Origin of the sequence: Mesorhizobium sp. WSM4898, from assembly GCF_029625845.1 — a bacterium.
In the GTDB taxonomy this organism is placed as follows: Bacteria; Pseudomonadota; Alphaproteobacteria; order Rhizobiales; family Rhizobiaceae; genus Mesorhizobium.
The window spans coordinates 265585-290322 of the sequence record NZ_JARTVQ010000001.1 but is presented as its reverse complement, the minus strand read 5'-3'; the positions used below and the strand labels follow the sequence as shown (position 1 = coordinate 290322).

Below are 24738 nucleotides of genomic sequence, written 5' to 3'. Positions count from 1 at the left end.
CGTCTCGGCGCTATGCGCCGAGCCACCTTCTCTCAGGACGGAATGCTCACTTATATCGCCTGCCCTAGCGCGTCTTGCCCCGCAGGGCAACGATGGCCGCCGCGGTTTCCTCGATCGAGCGCCGGCTGACGTCGATCATCGGCCAGCCATGCCTGGTGCAGAGCTGACGCGCATAGGCGAGCTCCTCGGCGATGGCGGCGCGGTCGACATAGTCGGTCGGCACGTAGTTGTTGCTGTTGCCGAGGATGCGGTTCTGGCGGACATGCGAGATGCGCTCGGCCGTGGCGACGAGGCCGACGATCAGCGGCGTCCTGGCGTTGATCAGGCTTTCCGGCAGCGGCACGCCGAGCACGATCGGAATGTTGGCGGTCTTGATTCCGCGATTGGCGAGATAGATGCTCGTCGGCGTCTTGGAGGTGCGCGAGATGCCGATCAGCACGACATCGGCATCGTCCATGTTGGCCGGCAGCTGGCCGTCGTCGTGCTCCATGGTGAAGTTCAGCGCGTCGATGCGGCGGAAATATTCGGCGTCGAGCACATGCTGGGCTCCGACGCGCCGACCGGCCGGCGTGCCGAGATAGGACTGGAAGACGCTGAGCACGGGCTCCAGCACCGAAACGCAAGGCAGGCCCATTGCGGCGCAGCGCTCGTCGATGCTGCGCGCGAGCTTCTGGTCGACCACGGTGTAGAGAATGATGCCGGGCTCCTCCTCGATATCCTCGAACACCTTGGCGACCTGCTTTTCCGTGCGGATCAGCGGATAGATGTGCTCGATGGCGCGCGCATCCTTATATTGGGCGGAGGCGGCGCGGCCTGCCGCCAGCAGCGTTTCGCCGGTGGCGTCGGAAATCAGGTGCAGATGGAAGAAGCTCTGGGGTTTGTTCACAAGAGTTGGTTCCAGGCTGTGGGCGGATGTGGACAAGGTTGGACAGAAAGGTCGTGACGTCGAAGGCGACTGTATCAGATGCCACCTTGTCCACAATTCGCCCCGCTGTAGGCTTTGTCGGGGCGCTGGGGACAAAACCGGGGATCAACTTTTCTTGGCCGATATCCTCCACAGCTCGGGGCCCGGAGCAGAAGAGCCAAGCCGCTGACTCGAAAGCCCGAATCCGGTTCGTCCCCAGATCCCTCCAAATTGAGAAAGCGGCTGCGCGACAATATGCTGACTGGCCTTTTCGAGCGGCAGGCGGGACAGGTCGCAACCACCACAACCAACAGACTCTTAGAATCAGAAGACTCTTTTAAAATAGATATTTGATTTAAAAGACCTGGAGAGGGCGAGCACTGGATGGCTGGGAAACGGATCATGCTGGACGTCCTCAAGGGCGAGACGGTTTCACCGCCGCCGCTCTGGATGATGCGTCAGGCAGGGCGTTATCTGCCGGAGTATCGCGAGACCCGGAAGCGGGCCGGTTCTTTCCTCGATCTCTGCTATGATCCGGATCTTGCCGTCGAGGTGACGCTGCAGCCGATCGAGCGCTTCGGCTTCGATGCTTCGATCCTGTTCTCCGATATCCTGGTTGTGCCCGATGCGCTGGGACGAGATGTCCGCTTCGAAGAGGGATACGGGCCGATCCTCAAGCCGATTGCGGCAGCCGAAATCGAGACCTTGGACGGCGAAACGTTTCACGTGAATCTCGAACCGGTCTACGAAACGGTCCGCCGTCTGCGTGCGAAGCTTCCGGTTGAAACGACCTTGATCGGCTTCTGCGGCGCGCCTTGGACGGTGGCGACCTATATGATTGCCGGCCACGGCACGCCGGACCAGGGACCGGCCAGGCTTTTTGCCTATCGCGAGCCGGAGGCCCTTGCGCGGCTCCTGAAGATACTGGCCAACCATTCGGCCGCCTATCTCATCCGCCAGATCGAGGCCGGCGCCGATGTGGTGCAGATTTTCGACTCCTGGTCGGGTGTTCTCGATGAAGCGTCCTTTGAGGCGTTTTGCATCGAGCCCGTTGCGGAGATTGTCCGGCAAGTGAAGGCCGCGCGTCCGGATGTTCCGGTGATCGGGTTCCCCAAGGGCGCCGGCGAGCGCTATCGCGATTACAGGAAGAAGACCGGGATCACCGGGCTCGGTCTCGACTGGACCGTGCCGCTGTCGATGGCGCAGGAATTGCAACGCGAAGGCGCGGTGCAGGGCAATCTCGATCCGCTTCGCCTGGTTGCCGGCGGCAGGGCGCTGGCCGACGGCGTCGACGCCATCCTTCGCACGCTGGGCAATGGGCCGCTGATCTTCAATCTCGGCCACGGCATCACGCCGGAAACGCCGGTGGCGCATGTCGAGGCCATGGTGAAAATGGTGCGGAGCCATCGATGACGGAGACGACCAACGAGAACAGCGCCGGCCAGGCGATGAAGCGCATGTTGATCGGCATCGTCCTGCTGGTCGTCCTGACCGCCCTGCTCTTCCTTGTGGCGCCGGACAGCTTCTATCCCTGGGCGAAGGCAATCCATGTGATTGCCGTCATCTCCTGGATGGCCGGGATGCTCTATCTGCCCCGGCTCTTCGTCTATCATGTCGAGGCCGAGAAAGGCTCCGTGCAGTCCGAGACCTTCAAGGTGATGGAGCGCCGGCTGCTGCGCGCCATCATCAACCCGGCGATGACCGTGACGTGGGTGTTCGGGCTTTGGCTCGCCTGGAGGGGTTTCGGCTTCCAGGGTGGCTGGCTGCACGCCAAGATCTTGGCCGTGCTGCTGCTTTCGGGTCTGCACGGCTATCTCGCCGGCGCGGTGAGAAAATTTGCCGAGGACAAGAACGAAAAGCCGGCGAGGCACTGGCGGATCGTCAATGAACTCCCCACATTGCTGATGATCGTCATCGTCATCCTGGTCATCGTGAAGCCGTTCTGAGGCTTCCCTACACCCGGCAAAAGGCGGCTTGCTCTTTCAGGCGACCGACGATAAAAGACGGGTCTTCCTTCCCGTCATGCGCCGCCCCTTTCTCGCTTTCGGCCGCGCCCGGCATTTGTCGCATCCAGCCGATTTTTTCTCCCCAAAGCCTACCCAGAGTCCATCTAATGCAAGAAATGAAACTCGCAGAGTTCAAGAATAAGAAGCCGCCGGAGCTGATCGCTTACGCCGAATCGCTCGAGGTGGAGAACGCCAGCGTCATGCGCAAGCAGGAGCTGATGTTCGCGATCCTGAAGAAGCTCGCCATCCAGGACGTCGAGATCATCGGTGAAGGCGTGGTCGAGGTACTGCAGGACGGTTTCGGCTTCCTGCGCTCGGCCAACGCCAATTACCTGCCAGGTCCCGACGATATCTATATTTCACCGTCGCAGATCAGGCGCTTTTCGCTGAAGACCGGCGACACGGTCGAAGGGCCGATCCGCAGCCCGAAGGAAGGCGAGCGTTATTTCGCGCTGCTCAAGGTCAACACCATCAATTTCGATGATCCGGAGAAGATCCGGCACAAGATCCACTTCGACAATCTGACGCCGCTCTACCCGACCTCGCGGCTGAAGATGGAGGTCGACAATCCCCCGACCAAGGACATCTCGCCGCGTGTGATCGACCTGGTGGCGCCGATCGGCAAGGGCCAGCGCGCGCTGATCAACGCTCAGCCGCGCACCGGTAAGACGGTGCTGTTGCAGAACATCGCGCACTCGATCACCGCCAATCATCCGGAATGCTACCTGATCGTTCTTCTGATCGACGAGCGTCCGGAGGAAGTCACCGACATGCAGCGCTCGGTCAAGGGCGAAGTCATTTCCTCGACCTTCGACGAACCGGCAGCGCGCCATGTGCAGGTCGCCGAAATGGTGATCGAGAAGGCCAAGCGCCTGGTCGAGCATGGGCGCGATGTCGTCATCCTGCTCGATTCGATCACCCGCCTCGGACGCGCCTACAACACCGTGGTGCCGTCATCCGGCAAGGTGTTGACCGGCGGTGTCGACGCCAACGCGCTGCAGCGTCCGAAGCGCTTCTTCGGCGCCGCCCGCAACATTGAGGAAGGCGGGTCGCTGACCATCATCGCCACCGCGCTGATCGACACCGGCAGCCGCATGGACGAAGTCATTTTCGAAGAGTTCAAGGGCACCGGTAACTGTGAGATCCAGCTCGACCGCAAGGTGGCCGACAAACGCATCTACCCGGCGATCGACATCCTCAAGTCCGGGACCCGCAAGGAGGACCTTCTGGTGCCGCGTTCGGATCTGCAGAAGATCTTCGTGCTGCGCCGGATCCTTGCGCCGATGGGAACGACCGATGCGATCGAATTCCTCATCGACAAGCTCAAGCAGACCAAGACCAACGCGGATTTCTTCGATTCGATGAATACCTGATCGGGCGCCGAGGGACCGGTCCTTTCTTCGGCATACAAGACGGAGCAAGGAGCGAGGCGACGCTGCGCAGAACCCTAAGTCCATGCCGTTGTTTTTTGAGCTTTGCGGCGGTGCAGAATTCCGCACCGCCGCATTCGTCGGAAGCGCCGCGACATAGATCCTGGGTCAAACCGAGGAGACGAAGCTGTTTATTCCCGCCGCAACAGCTTCTCCAACTCGCCCGCATCCGTAACCGCCGGCAGGCATGTCTGTCCGCTGCAGAACCAGGCTCCCGGCTTGTCCGTCGGCGGCAGCACGCCGCCCGGCAAAAGCGGTTGATTCGCTTCCGTACCGATGGGCAGTACGACATCGACCCGGCGTGGATCGGAACTTCGATTCGCCACCGGAACAAGGCTTGAGGAATCAAGCTTGTCTATGATGACGAGCTTCAGCGGTTCGAGCGCCAGCGCGCACGCGTTGATGATGCCGGCCTGGCCGTAGGCTTGCTGCGCGGCGCGACCCATGGCGTGTTCGGCTGTCGTCCATGCCTTTGCCCAAAGATGGTGATCGCCGGTAAGGGACGAGAGCCGGACCAGCGCCTCGACGATCTGGCCGGTGGCGGAGGGGATTGCCTCATCGACATCGCCGCGGATACGGATCGGCACATCGACGCTGTCGGACGCCGTCAGATAATAGCCGGTCTTTTCAGGATCCTGATGCCAGCGGTCGAGCCGATCGATGAACTGCCGGGCATGGTCCATATAGGCAGAACTGCCGGTTGCCTCGAACAGCGCGATCGCCGCGTTGGTCATGGCGGCATAGTCGCTCGACAGCGCCGGGAAAAGCTTCTTGTCGCCGAGCATCGAATGCGGCAGGCGGCCGTCCTTGCTGGCTTCGACGATGTGGGCGAAGGCCTTGACGGCGGCGTCCACCCAGTCGGCTCGCCCGACGGAGCGGCCCGCTTCCGCGAGGGCCGCAATCATCAATCCGTTCCAATCGGTAAGCGCCTTGGCGTCGCGGCCGGGCCTGACGCGATTTTCTCTGGCAGCTAGCAATTTCGCCTTCAGCGCTGCGAGCTGAGCGTCATCGCTGATCCCCTGGCGCGGCTGTGCCTCGCTCTGGCGGATGATGGGCTTGCCTTCCCAGCCATGCGGAGCGGCGAGCTCGAAATATTGGAAGAAGCGAGCGGAATCAGCACCGAGTGCGGCTTCAACCTCTTCCCCGCTCCAGGTGTAGAACAACCCCTCCTCGCCTTCGCTGTCGGCATCGAGGCTGGCCGCAAAAGCGCCGCCCTCGACGCGCATTTCCCGCAGCAGCCAGGCCACGGTTTCCTCGATTCGCTTCCGAAACAACTCATTGCCTGTTGCCGCGAAGGCCCAATTGCACATGCGGATGAGCTGGGCGTTGTCGTAAAGCATCTTCTCGAAATGCGGGACCAGCCATTCGGCATCGGTCGAGTAACGGCTGAGACCGCCACCGACATGGTCGTAGATGCCGCCGGCGAGCATTTTTTCCAGGCTGATGAGCACGGCGTCGCGATGGGCGGTCTGGCCGTCGCGCAGCCAGGACAGCCACAGACTGTGCATGAAGGGCGCGTTGGGGAATTTCGGCGCGCCGCGCAAGCCGCCGAGATCGCCGTCGACCATGCCCTCGATGCGGCCGGCGAGATCGGCAAGCGTGCCGCGGTCGAGCACCGCCTTTCCCTTCGCGCCGGCCAGCCGCTGCTCGACATGGGTGGTCAGCGCGTCGGCGCTTTGGCCAAGGCTCTCCTGCTTCTCGCGCCAGGCCTTGTCGACCGCCTCCAGCACCTGGACAAAGCCCGGCCGTCCATAGCGCGCCTCGCGCGGAAAATAGGTGCCGCCCCAGAAAGGCTTACCATCGGGCGTAAGGAACATGGTCAGCGGCCAGCCGCCCTGCTCGCCCATGGCATGGAGTGCCGCCATGTAGATCTGGTCGATATCCGGGCGCTCCTCGCGATCGACCTTGATATTGACGAAGAGGCGGTTCATGACGGCGGCGACGGCATCGTTCTCGAAGCTTTCATGGGCCATGACATGGCACCAGTGGCAGGCGGCATAGCCGATGGACAGCAGGATCGGCCGTCCGAGTTCCTTCGCCTCGGCAAGGGCGTCCGGCGACCAGCCCCGCCAATGCACGGGATTGTCGCTGTGCTGCTGCAGATAGGGGCTGGCCTCTTCGGCAAGCAGGTTTCGCGCGGGCAAGGTCACAATGAGCGGCTCGGCTTCGTTGATGAGAGGCAGTTCCGGGAAAGCTACGGCTGACGTCCGGAACGGCGCCTGAAAGAAGATACCTAGGGTGGTTCGGCAGGTCGGGCAAATGGCAACTTCGAAGGATTCTATCGTAGCGCTTTCGAGCGGTCGCCTGCCCGCCGGCATCGCCGTAATTCGCATCTCCGGTCCCAAGACTCGATTCGTACTCGAAACGATTGCCGGTGGCGGTATTAAGGATCGCTTTACCACGTTGCGCAAGCTGATGGCAGCGGACGGTTCGGTCATCGATCACGGGCTTGTCGTGTTCTTTCCTGGACCTAGCAGCTTCACCGGCGAGGACGTTGGGGAGTTCCATGTTCACGGCAGCCGCGCCGTTGCGGCAAAAATGCTGGAAACGCTCACCGGCTTTGCCGGCGTCAGACATGCCGAGCCTGGCGAATTCACGCGGCGCGCCTTTCTCAACGGCAAGCTCGATCTGGTCGAGACCGAAGCGCTGGCGGACCTCGTCAATGCCGAGACGGAGGCGCAGCGGCGCTTTGCCGTGCGTAACGCCGAGGGCGCGCAGAGCGAACTCTATTCGGGGTGGCGCCGGCGGTTGATCCATGCCCGGGCAATGATCGAGGCGGAAATCGACTTCGCCGACGAGGAGGATGTGCCGGGTTCGGTCTCGAAGACGGTCTGGACCGATGTGGCGGCGATGGCCGACGAGATCGAACGCCATATTCAGGGGTTCAAGGCGGCCGAGATCATTCGCGATGGCTTCGAGGTCGTCATCCTCGGCGCGCCGAACGCCGGCAAGTCGAGTCTGTTCAACGCCCTGGCCCAACGCGAGGCGGCAATCGTCACCGACGAGCCGGGCACCACGCGCGACCTGCTGGAGGTGGTGCTGGACCTCCACGGGATGAGAGTGCGGGTCGTCGATACGGCAGGCCTGCGCGACGCCGCCGGCAAGGTGGAGACGATCGGCATCGAACGAGCGCGTGCCAAGGCCGGTGGCGCCGACCTGGTTTTGCTGCTGGAGGATATGGTCGATCCACAGCCCGTCAGCGCGGTTCCGACAGGTGTTCCGCTCCTGAGGATCGGGACCAAAACCGATCTCATGGGAGCGCGTAGAGGGGCCTATGATTTGGCCCTCTCTTCCAAGGAAGGTACCGGAATTTCGGAACTGCTGGACGAGATTGCGGGTCGTGCCGCTGCCGCAGTCGGAGGGGCCGGTGATATCTTGCCGTCGAGGCTCCGCCATGTAGAGCTGCTGAAAGAGGCGAAGTATTTCCTCTCGGAGGCACTGTCGGGGCAAAGCCTGGAGCTGCGCGCGGAAGACTTGCGGGTGGCCACGGATCGGCTCGGGCGTATTATCGGCGCTGTCGATGTCGAGGATATGCTGGACGTCATCTTTTCACAGTTCTGCATCGGCAAATGATTCACGTGAAACGCGGGGCGGCTACGGGCGCGGGAGATTCACGTGAAACAGCGATAGGATGTGGCGGATGGGTGTTTCACGTGAAACGAGTCCGGCTCCAGACGCGTGGCGTGCCAATAAATCAAGGGCCAAACGGCGCTGCCCCTCATTGCCTGCCTCGTAGAAGGCAAGGACGGCTGGCCACTAAAGCCAACGGCGCTGATTCGCAGCGCTTGAGAAGTGAAAAATCGTCCGTGGGATAAGCGACTGCCTTCTATGCGGGACGAGGTCGGACAGGCAGACCACTGGCACGCAGCCCCATCCCCGGCGATCACCTCCGCAACGGACTGCATCCTTGACAGCGGAGGCCGGCGGGGACATGTGTCAAAGCATCTCTGAAACGGATTCTTGCAATGACCAATCACTATGACGTGGTGGTGGTGGGCGGCGGCCATGCCGGATGCGAAGCGGCGAGCGCGGCTGCGCGCGCCGGCGCCCGGACGGCGCTGGTGACGCTGCGCTTCGAGACGATCGGCGTCATGTCCTGCAATCCGGCCATCGGTGGCCTCGGCAAGGGTCATCTCGTGCGCGAGATCGACGCCATGGACGGGTTGATGGGCCGCATCGCGGACGCCGCCGGCATCCAATTCCGCCTGCTGAACCGCCGCAAGGGCCCAGCGGTGCGTGGGCCGCGGACCCAGGCCGACCGCAAGCTCTATCGTCTTGCCATGCAGGCGGCGATCCGCGAGCAGGCCAATCTCGACGTGGTGGAAGGCGAAGTCCTGGACTTCGAGATCGAGGACGGTCGGGTTGCGGCCGTGCTGGTCTCCGGTGACAGGCGGTTCGCCTGCGGCGCCGTGGTGCTGACGACCGGCACGTTCCTGCGCGGGCTGATCCATATAGGAGAGAAGAAGATCGTCGCCGGCCGGATGAACGAGCAGGCGAGCCATGGGCTCTCGGCGACGATGGCGCGGGCCGGTTTCAAGCTCGGGCGGCTGAAGACCGGGACGCCCCCTCGCCTCGACGGCCGCACCATCGATTGGGCCTCGCTGGAACGCCAGGCCGCAGACGATCAGCCGGTGCCGTTCTCGCTGATGACAGACCGCATCGCGAACCCGCAGATCAACTGCGGTATCACACGCACTACGCAGGCGACACATGAGTTGATTCGCCTCAATTTGAAGCGTTCGGCGATGTATTCCGGCTCGATCGAAGGCGTTGGGCCGCGCTACTGTCCCTCTATCGAGGACAAGATCGTCAAGTTCGGCGACCGCGAGGGTCACCAGATCTTCCTCGAGCCGGAGGGCCTCGACGACGACACCGTCTATCCGAACGGCATCTCGACCTCGCTGCCGGAAGAGGTGCAGCTCGCCATATTGAAGACGATCCCCGGGCTGGAACGGGCGACGATGCTGCAGCCGGGATACGCCATCGAGTATGACCATGTCGACCCGCGCGAGCTCAAGCCGACGCTGGAGACGAAACGCGTCGCCAGGCTGTTTCTGGCCGGGCAGATCAACGGCACCACCGGTTACGAGGAAGCCGGCGCGCAAGGCCTGCTTGCCGGCATCAACGCCGCGCGCGGGGCATCGTCAAGCGAGCCGGTCGTGCTCAGCCGCACCGAAGCCTATATCGGCGTGATGATCGACGACCTCACCAGCCGCGGCATTGCCGAGCCCTATCGCATGTTCACTTCGCGGGCGGAGTTCCGGCTTTCGCTGCGCGCCGACAATGCCGACGAGCGACTGACGCCGCTGGCCGATCGCCTGGGGATCGCCTCCTCCGAGCGGAGGCAACGGTTCGGCGCGATCAGCATGAAGCTCGACGCTGCCCGCTCGCTGGCAAAGTCGATCGCCTTCACGCCGAATGAAGCCGCGCGGCATGGACTGGAGATCAACCGGGACGGCGTTCGGCGTTCGGCCTACGACCTTCTCGCCTATCCCGGCGTCGACATGGCCTGGCTGACGCGGATCGAGCCACGGTTTGGCGAACTCGACCCCAACACGGCAGAGCGGCTTGAGACCGAGGCGAAATATTCCGTCTATCTCGAGCGCCAACAGGCTGACGTGGCGCAGATCAGGCACGAGGAATCGCGGCTCATTCCGGAGACCATCGACTTCGCGGACGTGCCAGGCCTTTCCAATGAGCTGAAGCAGAAGATGAAGGCACGCCGGCCGCGCTCGATTGCCGACGCGCAGCGCATGGAAGGGATGACGCCAGCGGCTCTGGCGATCATTGTCGCGCATGTTCGCAATGCCGAGCTGGCTGCACGAAGGTCGGCCGCGTGAGTGGCGATGCCTGGGCGGACCTGCAGAAGGCAGCGGGTCCGGTTTCACGTGAAACATTCGAGCGGCTGCAGGCCTTCGAGCGGCATTTTCAAAAATGGAACCGCAGCATCAATCTGGCGGCGCCATCGACGCTAGACGACGTCTGGCGCCGCCACATCCTGGACAGCGCCCAGCTTGCGCGAATCGCGCCGACCGCAATGCGCTGGGTCGACCTCGGCTCGGGCGGCGGCTTTCCCGGATTGGTACTCGGTTTTCTGCTTGCAGAGCGGCCGGGCGCCACGATCGATCTGGTTGAAAGCAACCGCAAGAAGGCGTCGTTCCTGCAATCGGTCGTCGGCCAATTCGGCCTACCGGCGCGCGTGCTGGCGCGACGCATCGATGACAGCTATCCACTTGTTTCTGCGCCGGAAGTCGTTACCGCGCGGGCATTGACGGCGCTTCCGGACCTGCTCGATCTTGCCGCACCCTGGCTGACCAAGGGCGCGCGTTCGCTTTTTCACAAAGGCCGGGATTACCGGGCCGAAGTGGAAGAAAGCGCTCACCGCTGGACCTTCGATCTGGTAGAACATCCAAGCATGACAGACGCTCATGGCGTCATTCTGGAAATCACCGATCTGCACCCGGCGACCCCGCAATGAATCACTGGCATCGACCCATGAAAACTGGACCGCGTATCATCACCGTTGCCAACCAGAAGGGTGGCGTCGGCAAGACGACCACGGCGATCAATCTGGCGACGGCGCTGGCCGCGATCGGCGAGCGCGTGCTGATCGTCGACCTCGATCCGCAGGGCAATGCCAGTACCGGGCTCGGCATCGAACGCAAGGATCGCACCGTCTCGTCCTACGACGTGCTGACCGGCGAACTCGAGCTGGAGGCGGCCGCAGTGCCGACGGCGGTGCCGGGTTTGTCCATCGTGCCCTCAACCCTCGATCTGCTCGGCATCGAAATGGAGATCGCCTCGGCGCCAGACCGGGTGCTGCGCCTGCGCAATGCGCTGCGTGCGGCAGCCGCGCGCGCGGCGCCGTTCGGCTATGTGCTGATCGACTGCCCGCCGTCGCTCAACCTTTTGACTTTGAATTCAATGGCGGCGGCCGATTCCGTTCTGGTGCCGCTGCAATGCGAGTTCTTCGCGCTCGAAGGCCTTAGCCAACTGCTCGAAACGGTGGAGCAGGTGCGCGGCACGATCAATCCGGACCTCACCATCCAAGGCATCGTGCTCACCATGTTCGATGGCCGCAACAACCTGGCCAACCAGGTGGTGCAGGATGTGCGCGCGCATATGGGCGACAAGGTCTATGAGACGATCATCCCGCGTAACGTGCGCGTTTCCGAAGCACCGTCCTACGGCAAGCCGGCAATCCTTTACGACCTCAAATGTTCCGGCAGCCAGGCCTATCTGCAGCTTGCCTCGGAAGTGATCCGCCGCGAGCGCAAGCTGCGCGCCGCCTGAAAGCGCAGGCGAATTTCCCTAGCCGATTCGATTCCGAAACGATCTGGACAGAATGATGAGCGAAGACCAATCGAGAAAAAGACTGGGCCGCGGCCTCGCGGCGCTGATCGGCGAGATCGATCGTCCGGCAGCGGCCGAAAAGCCGAGCGCGGTCGCGGCGGATGGCAAGGTGCCGATCGAGTTCGTCAGTCCGAACCCGAAGAACCCGCGCCGGCATTTCGGCGACGCCGAACTCACTGACCTCGCCCAGTCGATCCGCGAGCATGGCGTGGTGCAGCCGGTGGTGGCGCGGCCCTCGCCGTCGCAGCCCGGCCGCTATGAGATCATCGCCGGCGAGCGGCGCTGGCGCGCCGCGCAGCGCGCAGGGCTGACCGAAATCCCGCTCATCGTGCGCGACGTCAACGACCGCACCGCGCTGGAGCTCGCAATCATCGAGAACGTGCAGCGCGCCGATCTCAACCCGGTCGAAGAAGCGCAAGGCTATCAGCAGCTGATCGACGAGCATGGCTACACGCAGGCCGATCTCGGCCAGGTGATCGGCAAGAGCCGCAGCCACGTCGCCAACACGCTAAGGCTCCTGAAGCTGCCTGACGTCATCCGCGACATGCTGGTCGACGGCGCGTTGTCGGCCGGACATGCCCGCACGCTGGTCACGGCCGGAGATCCGGCGGGGCTCGCCAAGCGCATCGTCGAGGAGGGGCTTTCGGTGCGCCAGGCCGAGGCGTTGGCGCAAATGCCCGCGGGACCGACACCCGCCAAAGTAAGGTCCGCGCCGAGCGCGCCGGAAAAGGATCCCGACACGCTGGCCTTTGAAAAGCTGATGACCGACACGATCGGCATGATTGTCTCGATCGAGCATAAGGCCAAGGGCGGCACGCTGCGGGTCGACTACCGGTCGCTGGATCAGCTCGATGAGTTGTGCCGGCGGCTGAAGGACGACCGATAAATTGCTGATTTACCTGAAATTAGCCGACTAATAAAGTTCTCGATTATCGGCTGATATATTGGTGATAGGCACAACAAGGGGGCCGGCCGCTGCGCCGGCCTCTTCTTTTTTGCGGCGCCCGCGATAGCCGAAGGCGCCGGCCAATCGCCTCACAGGGGGAGGTTGGCTGATCGCCTACCTCTGCGCCAATCTCGCGCTTTCCACCGCGATGCCGAGCAGCGCCTGACGGGCCAGCGCCTCCGACAGGTCGGGCCGCTTGCGCGTCTGCAGCACAGCCGTCTGCAGCCGGTTCAGCGCGCGGCCGAGGGCTTCGCTGTTCCAGCGCTCGAGCGTCTTTTCCACCAGCTTGCGGCGCGAGAAGAAGACCGGCGGGCGCGCTCCCGCCACGACCGAGGCGGCATTGCGGCCGCCGGATTCCATCTGGCCGCGCATGACCTGGATCGCCTGCAATTGCCGCATCGCCGAGGACAGCACCAGGAAAGGATGGCCGCCGGACGCACAATGCCTGGTGAAGGCAATGTCGAAATCTCCGACCTTGCCGTCGAGCATCGCGTCGACCGCGCCGTCGAAGGAGGCGCCGGAGACATCGCCGGACAAGCCATTGACGTCGTCGAGGTCGATCTCCTTCTTGCCATGGGCGTAGAGCACCAGCTTGTCGATCTCGCCGCGCGAGGCCAGACGGTCGCCGCCGAGATTGCGGCGCAGCGCCTGGCGGGCGTCGAGCGTCATCGACATGCCGGCCTTGCGCAGCTCGTCGTCGATCACCGTGTCGAGATCGCGGGCCTCGTCGGCATAGCAGGGCAAGGCGATGGCGTTCCCGGCTGCCTCGACGATGGCCCGCAGGCCAGTGCCCTTCTTCAGGTCGCCCGCCTCGATGAGGATGAGAGCATCCGGCGCCGGCTCCGCCGTCAGCGCCTTGATGTCGTCGGCCAGCGCCTTCTGGCCGCTGGCGTTGCGGACCCAAAGCAGCCGCCGGTCGGAAAACATCGGCACGGTGCGCGCCTCGTCGAGCAGACGGCCTTCGTCGCGATCGACTTCCGCGCCATCCAGCTTGACCACTGAGAAAGGGTCGTCGAGCGGCAGCCCGGTCTTCAACGCGAAGGTCTTGGCCCGCTCGGCGACCAGGCCACGATCGGGGCCGTAAAGCAGGACGATGGCCATGGCCGGGTCCGGCCGCGCCAGCCACGAATCGACCTCGTATCCCTTCTTCTGTGCCATGCGGGGTGAGTTAGCATGAGGCGGAGACGGAGTGAACGGAGAAGCGGCCGGCCTCTCTTCATCCTCGGGCTTGACCCGAGGATCCATGCCGTGACTTTTGCCGGGGAGCGCCGGGGTGCAGAATATTCTCCAACCGCCGCAACGCGTCAACGTCGCGGCATGGATTCCAGGGTCTGCGCGCGTCGCTCCGCTCCTTGCTCCGCCCTGGAATGACGACCCTGAAGCAGAGTCTGTCACGCCCCTCTGCCCTGCCGAGCAACTCCCCACGAGGGTGGAGATTAGCTGCGTCGGCCGGCGCGCATGCCTTAATTGTCTTTTGTGGCGGCAAACGCTCCGCAAACTTCCGCCAAATTGCGCGACGCTTGCAAACATCGACAAGAAATTTCTGCGCCATATCTGCATCTTGTCGGCCATGTGCCGCATCGGCTCGACGAGGCTGATGACCGGGAGGACGGCCGCCATCTCGCCCGATGAAATGGCGGCGCGGATGTGCAAGTATCGCACCGGCAACATTGGAGGACGAAGGTCATGGCCGATGCTGGAATGTTGCGCTTTCATGTCCCCGAGCCCGAGGTTCGGCCGGGCGGCACGCCCGACTTCTCGAATGTGACCATTCCCAAAGCGGGGTCCGTGCCGCGGCCGGAGGTCGATGTCGATCCGCGCACCATCCGCGACATGGCCTTCTCCATCATCCGCGTACTTAACCGCGCCGGCGAAGCGGTCGGGCCATGGGCCGGGCTGCTCACCGACGAGGAGCTGCTCGAAGGCCTGCGCCATATGATGACGCTCAGGACCTTCGATGCGCGCATGCAGATGGCGCAGCGCCAAGGCAAGACCTCTTTCTACATGCAGCATCTGGGCGAAGAGGCGGTGAGCTGCGCCTTCCGCAAGGCACTCAAGCCTGGCGACATGAATTTCCCGACCTATCGGCAAGCCGGCCTGCTCATCGCCGACGGCTATCCGATGGTTGCGATGATGAACCAGATCTATTCCAACGAGGCCGATCCGCTGAAGGGCCGGCAGCTGCCGATCATGTACTCCTCGAAGGAGCACGGCTTCTTCTCGATCTCCGGCAATCTGGCGACGCAGTACATCCAGGCGGTCGGCTGGGCGATGGCCTCGGCGATCTCCAACGATTCCCGCATCGCCGCGGCCTGGATCGGCGACGGCTCGACCGCGGAGTCCGATTTCCATGCGGCGCTGGTCTTCGCCTCGACCTACAAGGCCCCGGTCGTGCTCAATGTCGTCAACAACCAGTGGGCCATCTCCACCTTCCAGGGCATTGCCCGCGGCGGCTCGGGCACTTTCGCCGCGCGCGGTCTCGGTTTCGGCATCCCGTCGCTGCGGGTCGACGGCAACGACTATCTCGCCGTCCATGCGGTAGCCAAATGGGCGATCGAGCGGGCGCGTCGCAATCTCGGGCCGACCCTGGTCGAATATGTCACCTATCGCGTCGGCGCGCATTCGAGCTCGGACGATCCGTCGGCCTACCGGCCGAAGGCGGAATCGGACGCCTGGCCGCTCGGCGACCCGATCATCCGGCTGAAGAACCATCTCATCCACAAGCAAGTCTGGACGGAACAGCGCCACATCCAGGCGGAAGCCGAGATCCTCGAAACCGTGATCGCGGCGCAGAAGGAAGCCGAAAGCCACGGCACGCTGCATGCCGGCGGCAAGCCGTCGACGCGCGACATGTTCGAGGGCGTCTATGCCGAAACACCGCCGCATCTCAGGCGTCAACGCCAGCAGGCGGGGGTCTGATCGATGCCCAGACGCACCATGATCGAGGCGATCCGCGACGCCATGGATGTCTCGATGGCGCGAGACGAGCGCGTCATCGTCTATGGCGAGGATGTCGGCTTCTTCGGCGGCGTGTTCCGCTGCACGCAGAGCCTGCAGGCCAAATACGGCAAGAACCGCTGCTTCGATGCGCCGATCAGCGAATCCGGCATTGTCGGCTCGGCCATCGGCATGGCCGCCTATGGGCTGCGGCCCTGCGTCGAGGTGCAGTTCGCCGACTATGTCTATCCGGCTTACGACCAGATCGTCTCGGAGGCGGCGCGGCTGCGCTATCGCTCCAACAACGATTTCACCTGCCCGATCGTCGTCAGGATGCCGACCGGCGGTGGCATCTTCGGCGGCCAGACGCACAGCCAGAGCCCGGAAGCGCTGTTCACGCATGTCTCCGGTCTCAAGACGGTGGTGCCGTCCAACCCGCATGACGCCAAGGGGCTATTGATCGCCGCGATTGAGGATCCGGACCCGGTGATCTTCCTGGAACCGAAGCGGCTCTACAACGGCCCCTTCGACGGCCATCACGACAACCCGGTGACGCCTTGGTCGAAGCACGAGCTTGGCGAGGTGGCGGATGGCCATTACACCATACCGCTCGGCAAGGCGGCGATCCGCCGGCAAGGCTCGGCGGTCACCGTGCTCGCCTACGGCACCATGGTCTATGTCGCGCAGGCCGCGGCCGCGGAAACCGGCATCGATGCCGAAATCATCGACCTGAGGACGCTCCTGCCGCTCGACCTCGACACGATCGTCACCTCGGTGAAGAAGACCGGGCGCTGCGTCGTCGTGCATGAGGCGACGCTGACCTCCGGCTTCGGCGCCGAGCTCGCGGCGCTGGTGCAGGAGAACTGCTTCTACCATCTGGAGGCGCCAGTGGCGCGGGTCGCCGGCTGGGACACGCCCTATCCGCATGCGCAGGAGTGGGAGTATTTCCCCGGCCCCGCGCGGGTCGGGCGCGCGCTCGTCGAGACCATGGAAGCCTGAGGGGGGCCGGACGATGGGCGAATATGTCATCAAGCTTCCCGATGTCGGCGAAGGCGTCGCCGAGGCCGAGCTTGTCGAATGGCATGTCAAGATCGGCGACCTGGTGCGCGAGGATGCGGTGCTGGCGGCCGTCATGACCGACAAGGCGACCGTCGAGATCCCCTCGCCGGTCGATGGCGAGATCCTCTGGCTCGGCGCCGAGATCGGCGACACGGTGGCGATCGGCTCGCCGATCGTGCGGCTTAAAATAGCCGGCGAAGGCAATGTGAAAGCAGGCAGCGGTGCCAAGGCCGCGCCGAAGGCAGAAGCGCCGGCCGAGCCCGTGGAGGCAAAGTCCCAACCGCTGTCGGACGCCTCGAAAGCGGCGCCGAAACCGGCACAGATCCCGGCCCAGCCTTCCGTCGCGGCACCGAAGGCTGGGCGCCCGGCGTCCGTCATCGGCGCGCCGCGCGCGGAAGGCGAAAAGCCGCTGGCTTCTCCTGCCGTCCGACTGCGCGCCAAGGAAGCCGGCATCGATCTGCGCCAGGTTGCAGGCAGCGGTCCGGCCGGGCGCATCAGCCATGAGGACATCGAGGCCTTCCTGGCGCGCGGCCCGCAGCTTGCCCGCGCCACCGGCCTTGCCCGCAAGGAGGGCATCGAGGACATCAAGGTCGTCGGGCTGCGGCGCAAGATCGCCGAGAAGATGGCGCTCGCAAAGTCGCACATTCCCCATATCACCTATGTCGAGGAGATCGACGTCACGGCGCTGGAAGAACTGCGCGCCGCGCTCAACAAAGAGAAGCGGCAAGACCGGCCGAAGCTGACGCTGCTGCCGTTCCTGATGCGGGCAATGGTCAAGGCGATCGCCGATCAGCCGAACCTCAACGCGCTGTTCGACGACGAGGCCGGCGTTATTCACCAACACGCGGGCATCCATGTCGGCATCGCCGCCCAGACGCCGACCGGGCTCGTCGTGCCGGTGGTCAAGCATGCCGAGGCGCGCGACCTCTGGGAAAGCGCCGCCGAGATCAACCGGCTTGCCGACGCGGCCAAGTCCGGCACGGCGACGCGCGATGAGCTTTCCGGCTCGACCATCACCATCACCTCGCTCGGGGCGATGGGCGGCGTGGCGACCACGCCGGTCATCAATTATCCGGAAGTGGCGATCGTCGGCGTCAACAAGATCATGGTTCGGCCGGTATGGGACGGCGCGCAGTTCCTTCCGCGCAAGATGATGAATCTGTCGTCCAGCTTCGACCATCGCGTCATCGACGGCTGGGACGCCGCGGTTTTCGTGCAGCGGATCAAGGCGTTGCTTGAGACGCCGGCGCTGATCTTCGTGGAATAGTCGTATGGATACGGACGACGTTGCCCCCTCGTCATCCTCGGGCTTGACCCGAGGATCCATGCCGCGACCTCGCCCGAAGGGCGCGGCGGACCAGAATTCTGGACCGTTGCAACGCCTTCACGTCACGGCATGGATCCTGGGGTCTACGCGCGTCACTACGCTCCTTGCTCCGCCCCAGGATGACGAGATTCCACGGATATCGGCCAATCGCCACGGTCTGCGTTCGCCAGGCCCTAACCCTCTGCCAAAATCCCCGTGCTCAGCAACGAGAAGCCCATGAAAGAGATCTCCTGCAAGCTGCTCGTCATCGGCGCCGGTCCGGGCGGCTATGTCTGCGCCATCCGCGCCGGGCAACTCGGCGTCGACACGGTGATCGTGGAGTTCGGCAAGCCGGGCGGCACCTGCCTCAATGTCGGCTGCATCCCGTCCAAGGCGCTCATTCACGCGGCGGAAGAGTTCGAGAAGGTCGCGCACATGGCCGGCGGCAAGGGGCCGCTCGGCATCGCGGTCGCCCCGCCGACGCTCGACCTGACCAAGACGGTCGCATGGAAGGACGGTATCGTTAGCCGGCTGAACAGCGGCGTCGCTGGGCTGCTGAAGAAAGCCAAGGTCAAGACAGTGCAGGGCTGGGCGACGTTCCGCGACGGCAAGACCGTCGAGGTCGAGACCGAGACGGGAAGCCAGGTGATCCGCGCCGAGGCGGTGGTGATCGCCAGCGGCTCGGTGCCGGCCGAACTGCCGTTCCTGCCCTTCGGCGGCCCGGTCATCTCGTCGACCGAAGCGCTGGCGCTGAGCGAGGTGCCGGACAAGCTCGCCGTCGTCGGCGGCGGCTATATCGGGCTCGAGCTCGGCATGGCCTTCGCCAAGATGGGCGCCAAGGTCGCCGTGGTCGAAGCCCTGCCGCGCGTGCTTGCGCAATATGATGCCGAGCTGACGCGGCCGGTGCTGAAGCGGCTCGGCGAGCTCGGCATCGAGGTGATGCTGGGTGCAAAGGCCAAGGGGCTGTCGACCAAGGGCGATGCGCTGCTGGTCGAGACGGCAGATGGCAAGAACGCCAAGATCGCCGCCGACAGGGTCCTGGTGACGGTGGGGCGCAAGCCGCTCACCGAGGGCTGGGGGCTGGAGCAGATCGACCTCGACATGGTCGGAAGATTCATCCGCATCGACGACCAGTGCCGCACCTCGATGCGGGGCATCTACGCTATCGGCGATGTCACCGGAGAGCCGATGCTGGCGCACCGGGCGATGGCGCAGGGCGAGATGGTGGCCGAGATCGTCGCCGGCCACAAGCGAGGCTGGGACAAGCGCGCGATCCCGGCGATCTGCTTCACCGATCCCGAGCTGGTCACCGCCGGCCTGTCGCCGGACGAGGCGAAGGCGCTCGCCGGCGAGATCAAGATCGGACATTTTCCGTTCGCCGCCAACGGCCGCGCCATGACCAGGCAAGGCGAGGACGGGTTCGTGCGCATCGTCGCCCGCGCGGACAACCATCTGGTGCTGGGCATCCAGGCGGTCGGGCAGGGCGTTTCGGAACTGGCCGCGGCCTTTGGCCTGGCGCTCGAAATGGGCGCGCGGCTGGAGGATATAGCAGGCACCATTCATGCGCATCCGACCCAGGGCGAGGGCTTCCAGGAAGCGGCGCTGAAGGCGCTCGGGCACGCGCTGCATGTTTAGAGGGAGCGTGATCTCCCCCCTTGAGGGGGAGATGGCCGGCAGGCCAGAGGGGGTCGCCGCGCGTGAAGCGCTGACTTCCTCTTTGGCTTTCACATGCGCTGCACTGGCTGAGAGGACCCCCCTCTGTCGCCTTCGGCGACATCTCCCCCTCAAGGGGGGAGATCACACAGCTCAGCCCGCCAGGCGGCTCGCCGTCTCGTGCTGGGCGTAGGCGCGGCCGAAGCGGTTGGCCAGAAATGCGTCGAGCGCGATGTCTTCCTGCCGGACGAAACCTTTCGCCGGCAGCGTGCCGTCGGCCAGCATGTCGAGCACGGCGCAGATGCCGGAGGCGGTGGTGATCTGGATGGCGCTGCGCACGACGTTGCCGACGCGGTGCGAATAGATCTTGTTGGCGTAGGTCTCCTGCAGCAGGCGGCCGTTGCGGCGGCCCGAGACGGTGACGAAGACGATGACGACATCCTGCAGCGTCGCCGGCAGGGCGCTCTCGAAAATGTCCTTCAGCACGTCGCGGCGGTGGCGCAGCCCGAGGTCGTTGAGCAGCGCCTTCATGATCGCGGCATGGCCGGGATAGCGGATGGTGCGGTAGTTCAGGGTCCGCACCTTGCCCTTCAGCGTCTCGGCCAGAGTGCCGAGACCGCCGGAGGTATTGAAAGCCTCATAAGTGACGCCGTCGAGCGAGAATTCCTCGCGCTCCTCCAGCGGCGGCACCTCGACCAGCTCGCCCTCGACGATCGCCTCGCAAGGCTCGCAATATTCGTTGATGACGCCGTCGGTGCTCCAGGTGAGATTGTAGTTCAACGCATTCGACGGATATTGCGGCAGCGCGCCGACGCGCATGCGCACGCTTTCCAGCGTGTCGAAGCGGCTGGCCAGATCGTTGGCGACGATCGAGATGAAGCCCGGCGCCAGGCCGCATTGCGGGATGAAGGCGCTCTTGCCCTCGCGCGCCAGCTCCTTGACCCGGCGGGTGCTGGCGACGTCCTCGGTGAGGTCGAGATAATGCACGCCCGCCTTCGCCGCAGCTTCGGCGATGCGGGTGGTGAGGTGGAAGGGCGCGGCGCTCAGCACGGCGAATTTGCCGGCAAGCGCTGCCTCAAGCGCGCCGGGCAGGGCGATGTCGAGCTCCTTGGTCTCGACGCCGGCCGGCAATTCGGCTGCGGCGAGCTGGGCCGCCGAGCGGTCGACCACCGTGACGCGATAGTCGCCCGTGGTGGTAAGCATTTCAGCGATGGTCGAGCCGATCTTGCCGGCGCCGACGACAACAATGTTTTTCATGACGATACCCCTGCCAGTTTGAATTGACAGGAATCATCGCAGCTTGCCTGTCGAAAGGAAGCTCGGAATCTGGCAAAATGAAACTCAGCATAGCGCAATTTGCCGAAGGGTTTCGTCGAAATGATCAGTGAAGCTGAACAGGCCCTGCTGACGCTGCTGCGCGCCAACGCGCGCGCCTCCACCGCCGAGCTGGCGAGAAAGCTCGGCGTGTCGCGCACCACGGTGCAGAGCCGGATCGAGCGGCTGGAGCAGCGCGGCATCATTACCGGCTACGGCGTCAGGCTGTCGCCCGACTATGAGCAGGGTCTGGTCAAGGCGCATGTGCTGCTCACCGTCACGCCGAAACTCGCCGACAAGGTGGTGCGTAGCCTGGAGGCGATGCCGCCGGTCCGGACGGTGCATTCGGTGAGCGGCAATTTCGACATGATCGTCATCGTCGACGCGCCGTCGATCCGCGATCTCGACGCGCTGCTCGATCAGATCGGGGCAATGGAGGGAGTGGAGCGGACGTCGTCGTCGATTATTTTGTCGACGCGGGTTGATCGGTGAGGGCAGCGAAACTAGTGATCTCCCCCCTTGCGGGGCAGGCCACAGGGGATCGCCTCGCGTGGAGCGCCAACCTCCATCTGCCGCAGCAGGCCGAGCCCAGTCGGACCGACCCCCCTCTGGCCGCTTTGCGGCCATCTCCTCCTCGAGGGGGGAGATTGGCGCTACGCCCTCCGTCTCTCCGGCCCGTTGTCCAGCCATTCCAGATCGTCCGGCGACAGGGCGATATCCAGCGCCTTGAGGCTGTCCTCCAGCTCGTCCAGCGTGCGCGGGCCGATCAGCGGAACGGACGGGAAGGGCTGCGCCAGGACATAGGCGAGCGCGACATGGATCGGGCTTTTGCCGAGCCTGCTTGCAAGTTCGATGGCGCGGTCGCGGCGGCCGAAGTTCTTTTCCGAATACCAGACCCGCACCAGCTCTTCATTGTCGGTGCGGTCGCGGCCGGCGCGGTCGGTGAAGAAGCCGCGGCCCTGGCTCGACCAGGCGAAGTTGGGCATCTGCCGCGCCGTCAGCCAAGCTTTCCAATCGTCGGTGGAAGAGGTGATGCAGCCGGCCCAGATCGGCTCCAGCATCTCGGCCAGCGAAAAATTGTTGGAAAGCGCGCCGGGCTTCTGCTTGCCGGTGCGTTCGGCATAGGCGATCGCCGCGTCCATACGCTCCATCGTCCAGTTGGAGCCGCCGAACAGGCCGCGGATGCGGCCGGCCTTGACCTCGCGGTCCATGGCATCGACGAACTCGCCGACCGGCACGTCCGGATTGTCGCGATGCATGAAATAAATGTCGACATGGTCGGTCTGCAGCCGGTCGAGCGTCTGGGCGAGCTGCTTGCCGATCACATCGGGATAGCAGAGCGGCGTGTGCGCGCCCTTGGCGATGATGACCGACTGCTGGCGCACGCCGCGATTGCTCAGCCATTGCCCAAGCAGCGTCTCGGTGTAGCCGGCGCCATAGACGAAGCCGGTGTCGAACAGGTTGCCGCCGGCTTCGAAATACGCGTCGAGCAGGATCGAGCCCGAGGAGAAGGTGCGGAAATCCTCGAAGCCGAGCGCCAGGCGCGAGACGGGCTTCGACAGGCCCGGAATCGCGCGTTTGCCGATGGCTGTGCCGTTGGCGCCGAGCGGCCGGCCGGAGATGGTGTTGACGCGCTTAGCCGGCCTTTCAATCTCGTATTCCAGCCCGACGGCGGCGCGCCATTTGTCGAGAACGCGCAACGTGCCCAGGCTGTCGGTCCAGCCCATGCCCGGCCAGGCGAATTCCTGGCGGCCGGCCAGGATCGCTTCGCCGGCGGCGTCAACCTCGAAGGAATAGAGGTGGCGGGTCTCGTTGACACTGATCACCTCGCGCATGCCGCCGGACCGGATCAGTTCGATCCGGCCCGGTCCGACATCGCGGTTGCCACCGGCGAACCAGAAGTCCGGCACCTCGATTTGGCCGTTGGTGCCGAAAATGCGCAGGACATTGTCCTGGTTGAGCGAGATGCTGCACGAGACCTCGGCGACGATGCCGCCGGGGAAATGGAGCAGCGCCGAGGCCCATTCATCGACGCCGGACTGGCCGAGATGGCCCGCACCGACGACCTTGTCCGGCTCGAGGAAAGGCTTTCCCGCCGCGGCGCCGGCAATCAGCCGCGCCATCGAGACCGGGTAGCCGCCGACGTCGAGGATGCCGCCGCCGGCCAGCTCGTTGGCGTAGAGCCGGTGCTCCGGCATGAAGCCCGGCATAGCGAAGCCGAAGCTCGACTTGATCATGCGGACCTCGCCGATGGCGCCCGATTTGATCAGCTCGACCAGCTGCAGCGTCTGCGGATGCAGCCGGTACATGAACGCTTCGCCCATGAAGGTGCCCGCTTTTCGCGCCGCATGCATCATGGCGTCGGCCTCGAAGGCGGTGAGCGCCAGCGGCTTTTCGCACAGCACATGCTTGCCGGCCTCTGCCGCCTTGATCGCCCATTCGGCATGGCCTGGATGCGGGATCGAAATATAGACCGCATCGACGTCCTCGTCGGCAAGCAGCGCGTCATAGCCGTCGAGGATGCGCGCGCCCGGAAAAGTCTCGGCAAGGCCCAGCTTGCCGGGATTGCGAGCGCCGAGCGCGACCAGCTCGCCGGTGCGCGACTGTGCCAGGCCGCCGGCAAAGGATTTGGCGATGCTGCCGGGTCCGAGAATGCCCCAGCGAATTTTTCCGGATGTCATGTCGAATTCTCCATGCGGTCGCCGCCACGCCTTCGCGATCGGGCAGAAAGGAAAGTCAGCGAATCCTCGAGCCTGTCTTGTCGAAGAGCAGCGAGCGCTCGGCCTTGATCGAGACGGTGAAGTGGTCGCTGCCGGCGCGCTGGCGCCTGGCCTCGCGCTCGATGATCAGCTCCTCCGGCCCGGCATCGGCGTAGACATAGCTGACCGAGCCCAGATGCTCGGCGACGTCGGCCTTCACCGGAATGTCGCAGTCGCCCTCGCCGGCCTCGAAGAAATGCTCCGGCCTGACGCCGAGCACGACCTCCGCGCCGGGCGCCGGCAAGGGGCCGCAGAGCGGCTTGCGCAGCCTGGCGCCGCCATGATTGACGAGCTCGACGGTCGCGGCGCTGTTGGACAAATCGACGACCTTCGCCGCGATGAAATTCATCTTCGGGGAACCGATGAAACCGGCGACGAAACGGTTGGCCGGATCGTCGTAAAGGTCGAGCGGGGCGCCGATCTGCTCGACATTGCCGGCCTTGAGCACGACGATGCGGTCGGCCAGCGTCATCGCCTCGGTCTGGTCGTGCGTCACATAGATCATGGTGACGCCGAGCTCCTTGTGCAGGCGCGAGATCTCGACACGCATCTGCACCCGCAGTTCGGCGTCGAGATTCGAAAGCGGCTCGTCGAACAGGAAGACCTGCGGCTCGCGCACGATGGCGCGGCCGATGGCGACGCGCTGGCGCTGGCCGCCGGACAATTGCTTCGGCCGACGCTGCATCAGCTCGTCTATGCAAAGAATTTCGGCGGCGCGCTTGACCCGCCGTTCGGTGTCGGCCTTCGGATTGCCGTTCATGCGCAGGCCGAAGCTCAGATTCTGCTCCACCGTCATGTGCGGATAGAGCGCGTAAGACTGGAACACCATGGCGATGCCGCGGTCGGCCGGCTCGACATCGTTGACCACCTTGCCGCCGATGGCGATCTCGCCGCCGCTGATGTCCTCCAGCCCGGCGACCATGCGAAGAAGCGTGGACTTGCCGCATCCCGACGGGCCGACGAAGACGACGAACTCGCCATCGGTAATGTCGATATTGGCGCCATGGACGACCTCGAAGGTGCCGAAACGCTTGACGACATTGGTGAGGGTGACGGCGGCCATCTCGTTCC

At 64.4% G+C, this 24738-nt stretch carries 19 protein-coding genes; 13 read left to right on the top strand and 6 right to left on the bottom strand.

Annotation, left to right across the window (positions count from 1 at the left end; all coding sequences use genetic code 11):
* Nucleotides 1-64: 64 nt before the first annotated feature.
* Nucleotides 65-886 (bottom strand): pyruvate, water dikinase regulatory protein, encoded by an 822-nt coding sequence (locus P9228_RS01445; protein ID WP_067323508.1) that lies wholly within the window; start codon nt 884-886, stop codon nt 65-67.
* Between the two features lie 402 nt (nt 887-1288).
* Here P9228_RS01445 and hemE point away from each other — a divergent pair, with 402 nt between their 5' ends.
* From hemE to rho, 3 genes are all read left to right on the top strand, one after another.
* Entirely contained in the window at nt 1289-2317 is a 1029-nt protein-coding gene (gene hemE, locus P9228_RS01440) for a uroporphyrinogen decarboxylase (RefSeq protein WP_278051954.1), read from the top strand.
* Entirely contained in the window at nt 2314-2850 is a 537-nt protein-coding gene (gene hemJ, locus P9228_RS01435; RefSeq protein ID WP_278051952.1) for a protoporphyrinogen oxidase HemJ, read from the top strand. The genes hemE and hemJ overlap by 4 nt, the downstream gene beginning before the upstream one ends.
* 167 nt (nt 2851-3017) lie before the next feature.
* Complete coding sequence (rho, locus tag P9228_RS01430; protein WP_082953824.1) at nt 3018-4283, top strand: transcription termination factor Rho; 1266 nt, start codon at nt 3018-3020, stop codon at nt 4281-4283.
* A gap of 188 nt (nt 4284-4471) precedes the next feature.
* Here the strand turns inward: rho and P9228_RS01425 are convergent, their stop codons facing one another.
* Entirely contained in the window at nt 4472-6490 is a 2019-nt protein-coding gene (locus P9228_RS01425; RefSeq protein WP_278051948.1) for a thioredoxin domain-containing protein, read from the bottom strand.
* 109 nt (nt 6491-6599) lie between these two features.
* Between P9228_RS01425 and mnmE the strand changes: the two genes are divergently transcribed.
* The 5 genes from mnmE (at nt 6600) to P9228_RS01400 (ending at nt 12579) form a co-directional block, all read left to right on the top strand.
* Complete coding sequence (mnmE, locus tag P9228_RS01420; protein WP_278051947.1) at nt 6600-7913, top strand: tRNA uridine-5-carboxymethylaminomethyl(34) synthesis GTPase MnmE; 1314 nt, start codon at nt 6600-6602, stop codon at nt 7911-7913.
* A gap of 392 nt (nt 7914-8305) precedes the next feature.
* Nucleotides 8306-10180 (top strand): tRNA uridine-5-carboxymethylaminomethyl(34) synthesis enzyme MnmG, encoded by a 1875-nt coding sequence (mnmG, locus tag P9228_RS01415; protein WP_278051946.1) that lies wholly within the window; start codon nt 8306-8308, stop codon nt 10178-10180.
* Nucleotides 10177-10818: a 16S rRNA (guanine(527)-N(7))-methyltransferase RsmG gene (gene rsmG, locus P9228_RS01410; RefSeq protein ID WP_127240872.1), complete on the top strand. Its 642-nt coding sequence runs from the start codon at nt 10177-10179 to the stop codon at nt 10816-10818. The genes mnmG and rsmG overlap by 4 nt, the downstream gene beginning before the upstream one ends.
* Nucleotides 10819-10835: 17 nt before the next feature.
* Complete coding sequence (locus P9228_RS01405) at nt 10836-11633, top strand: ParA family protein (RefSeq protein WP_066991504.1); 798 nt, start codon at nt 10836-10838, stop codon at nt 11631-11633.
* 55 nt (nt 11634-11688) lie between these two features.
* Entirely contained in the window at nt 11689-12579 is an 891-nt protein-coding gene (locus P9228_RS01400; protein WP_278051945.1) for a ParB/RepB/Spo0J family partition protein, read from the top strand.
* A 174-nt stretch (nt 12580-12753) separates the two neighbouring features.
* Here the strand turns inward: P9228_RS01400 and holA are convergent, their stop codons facing one another.
* Nucleotides 12754-13797 (bottom strand): DNA polymerase III subunit delta, encoded by a 1044-nt coding sequence (holA, locus tag P9228_RS01395; protein WP_127247390.1) that lies wholly within the window; start codon nt 13795-13797, stop codon nt 12754-12756.
* Nucleotides 13798-14325: 528 nt separating this feature from the next.
* Between holA and P9228_RS01390 the strand changes: the two genes are divergently transcribed.
* The 4 genes from P9228_RS01390 (at nt 14326) to lpdA (ending at nt 19576) form a co-directional block, all read left to right on the top strand.
* Nucleotides 14326-15558 carry a 3-methyl-2-oxobutanoate dehydrogenase (2-methylpropanoyl-transferring) subunit alpha gene (locus P9228_RS01390; protein ID WP_066991510.1) on the top strand — a complete coding sequence of 411 codons (1233 nt, stop codon included), beginning with the start codon at nt 14326-14328 and terminating at the stop codon, nt 15556-15558.
* A 3-nt stretch (nt 15559-15561) separates the two neighbouring features.
* Nucleotides 15562-16575, top strand: coding sequence for an alpha-ketoacid dehydrogenase subunit beta (locus P9228_RS01385; RefSeq protein WP_278051940.1), 1014 nt, complete (start codon nt 15562-15564; stop codon nt 16573-16575).
* A 13-nt stretch (nt 16576-16588) separates the two neighbouring features.
* Nucleotides 16589-17902 carry a dihydrolipoamide acetyltransferase family protein gene (locus P9228_RS01380; protein WP_095827374.1) on the top strand — a complete coding sequence of 438 codons (1314 nt, stop codon included), beginning with the start codon at nt 16589-16591 and terminating at the stop codon, nt 17900-17902.
* 276 nt (nt 17903-18178) lie between these two features.
* On the top strand, nt 18179-19576 hold the full coding sequence (lpdA, locus tag P9228_RS01375) for a dihydrolipoyl dehydrogenase (RefSeq protein ID WP_278051936.1): 1398 nt from the start codon (nt 18179-18181) through the stop codon (nt 19574-19576).
* Nucleotides 19577-19747: 171 nt separating this feature from the next.
* Here lpdA and P9228_RS01370 read toward each other — a convergent pair whose 3' ends face one another.
* Nucleotides 19748-20851 carry a saccharopine dehydrogenase family protein gene (locus P9228_RS01370; protein WP_278051934.1) on the bottom strand — a complete coding sequence of 368 codons (1104 nt, stop codon included), beginning with the start codon at nt 20849-20851 and terminating at the stop codon, nt 19748-19750.
* A 120-nt stretch (nt 20852-20971) separates the two neighbouring features.
* On the opposite strand from P9228_RS01370, the gene P9228_RS01365 reads away from it, so the two are divergent.
* Nucleotides 20972-21400 carry an Lrp/AsnC family transcriptional regulator gene (locus tag P9228_RS01365; protein WP_127242181.1) on the top strand — a complete coding sequence of 143 codons (429 nt, stop codon included), beginning with the start codon at nt 20972-20974 and terminating at the stop codon, nt 21398-21400.
* Nucleotides 21401-21561: 161 nt separating this feature from the next.
* Here P9228_RS01365 and P9228_RS01360 read toward each other — a convergent pair whose 3' ends face one another.
* The gene (locus P9228_RS01360) at nt 21562-23589 is read right to left on the bottom strand and encodes an aldo/keto reductase (protein WP_278051930.1); all 2028 of its coding nucleotides are present in this window, start codon (nt 23587-23589) and stop codon (nt 21562-21564) included.
* 55 nt (nt 23590-23644) lie between these two features.
* Complete coding sequence (gene ugpC / locus P9228_RS01355; RefSeq protein ID WP_278051928.1) at nt 23645-24730, bottom strand: sn-glycerol-3-phosphate ABC transporter ATP-binding protein UgpC; 1086 nt, start codon at nt 24728-24730, stop codon at nt 23645-23647.
* Nucleotides 24731-24738 lie beyond the last annotated feature (8 nt).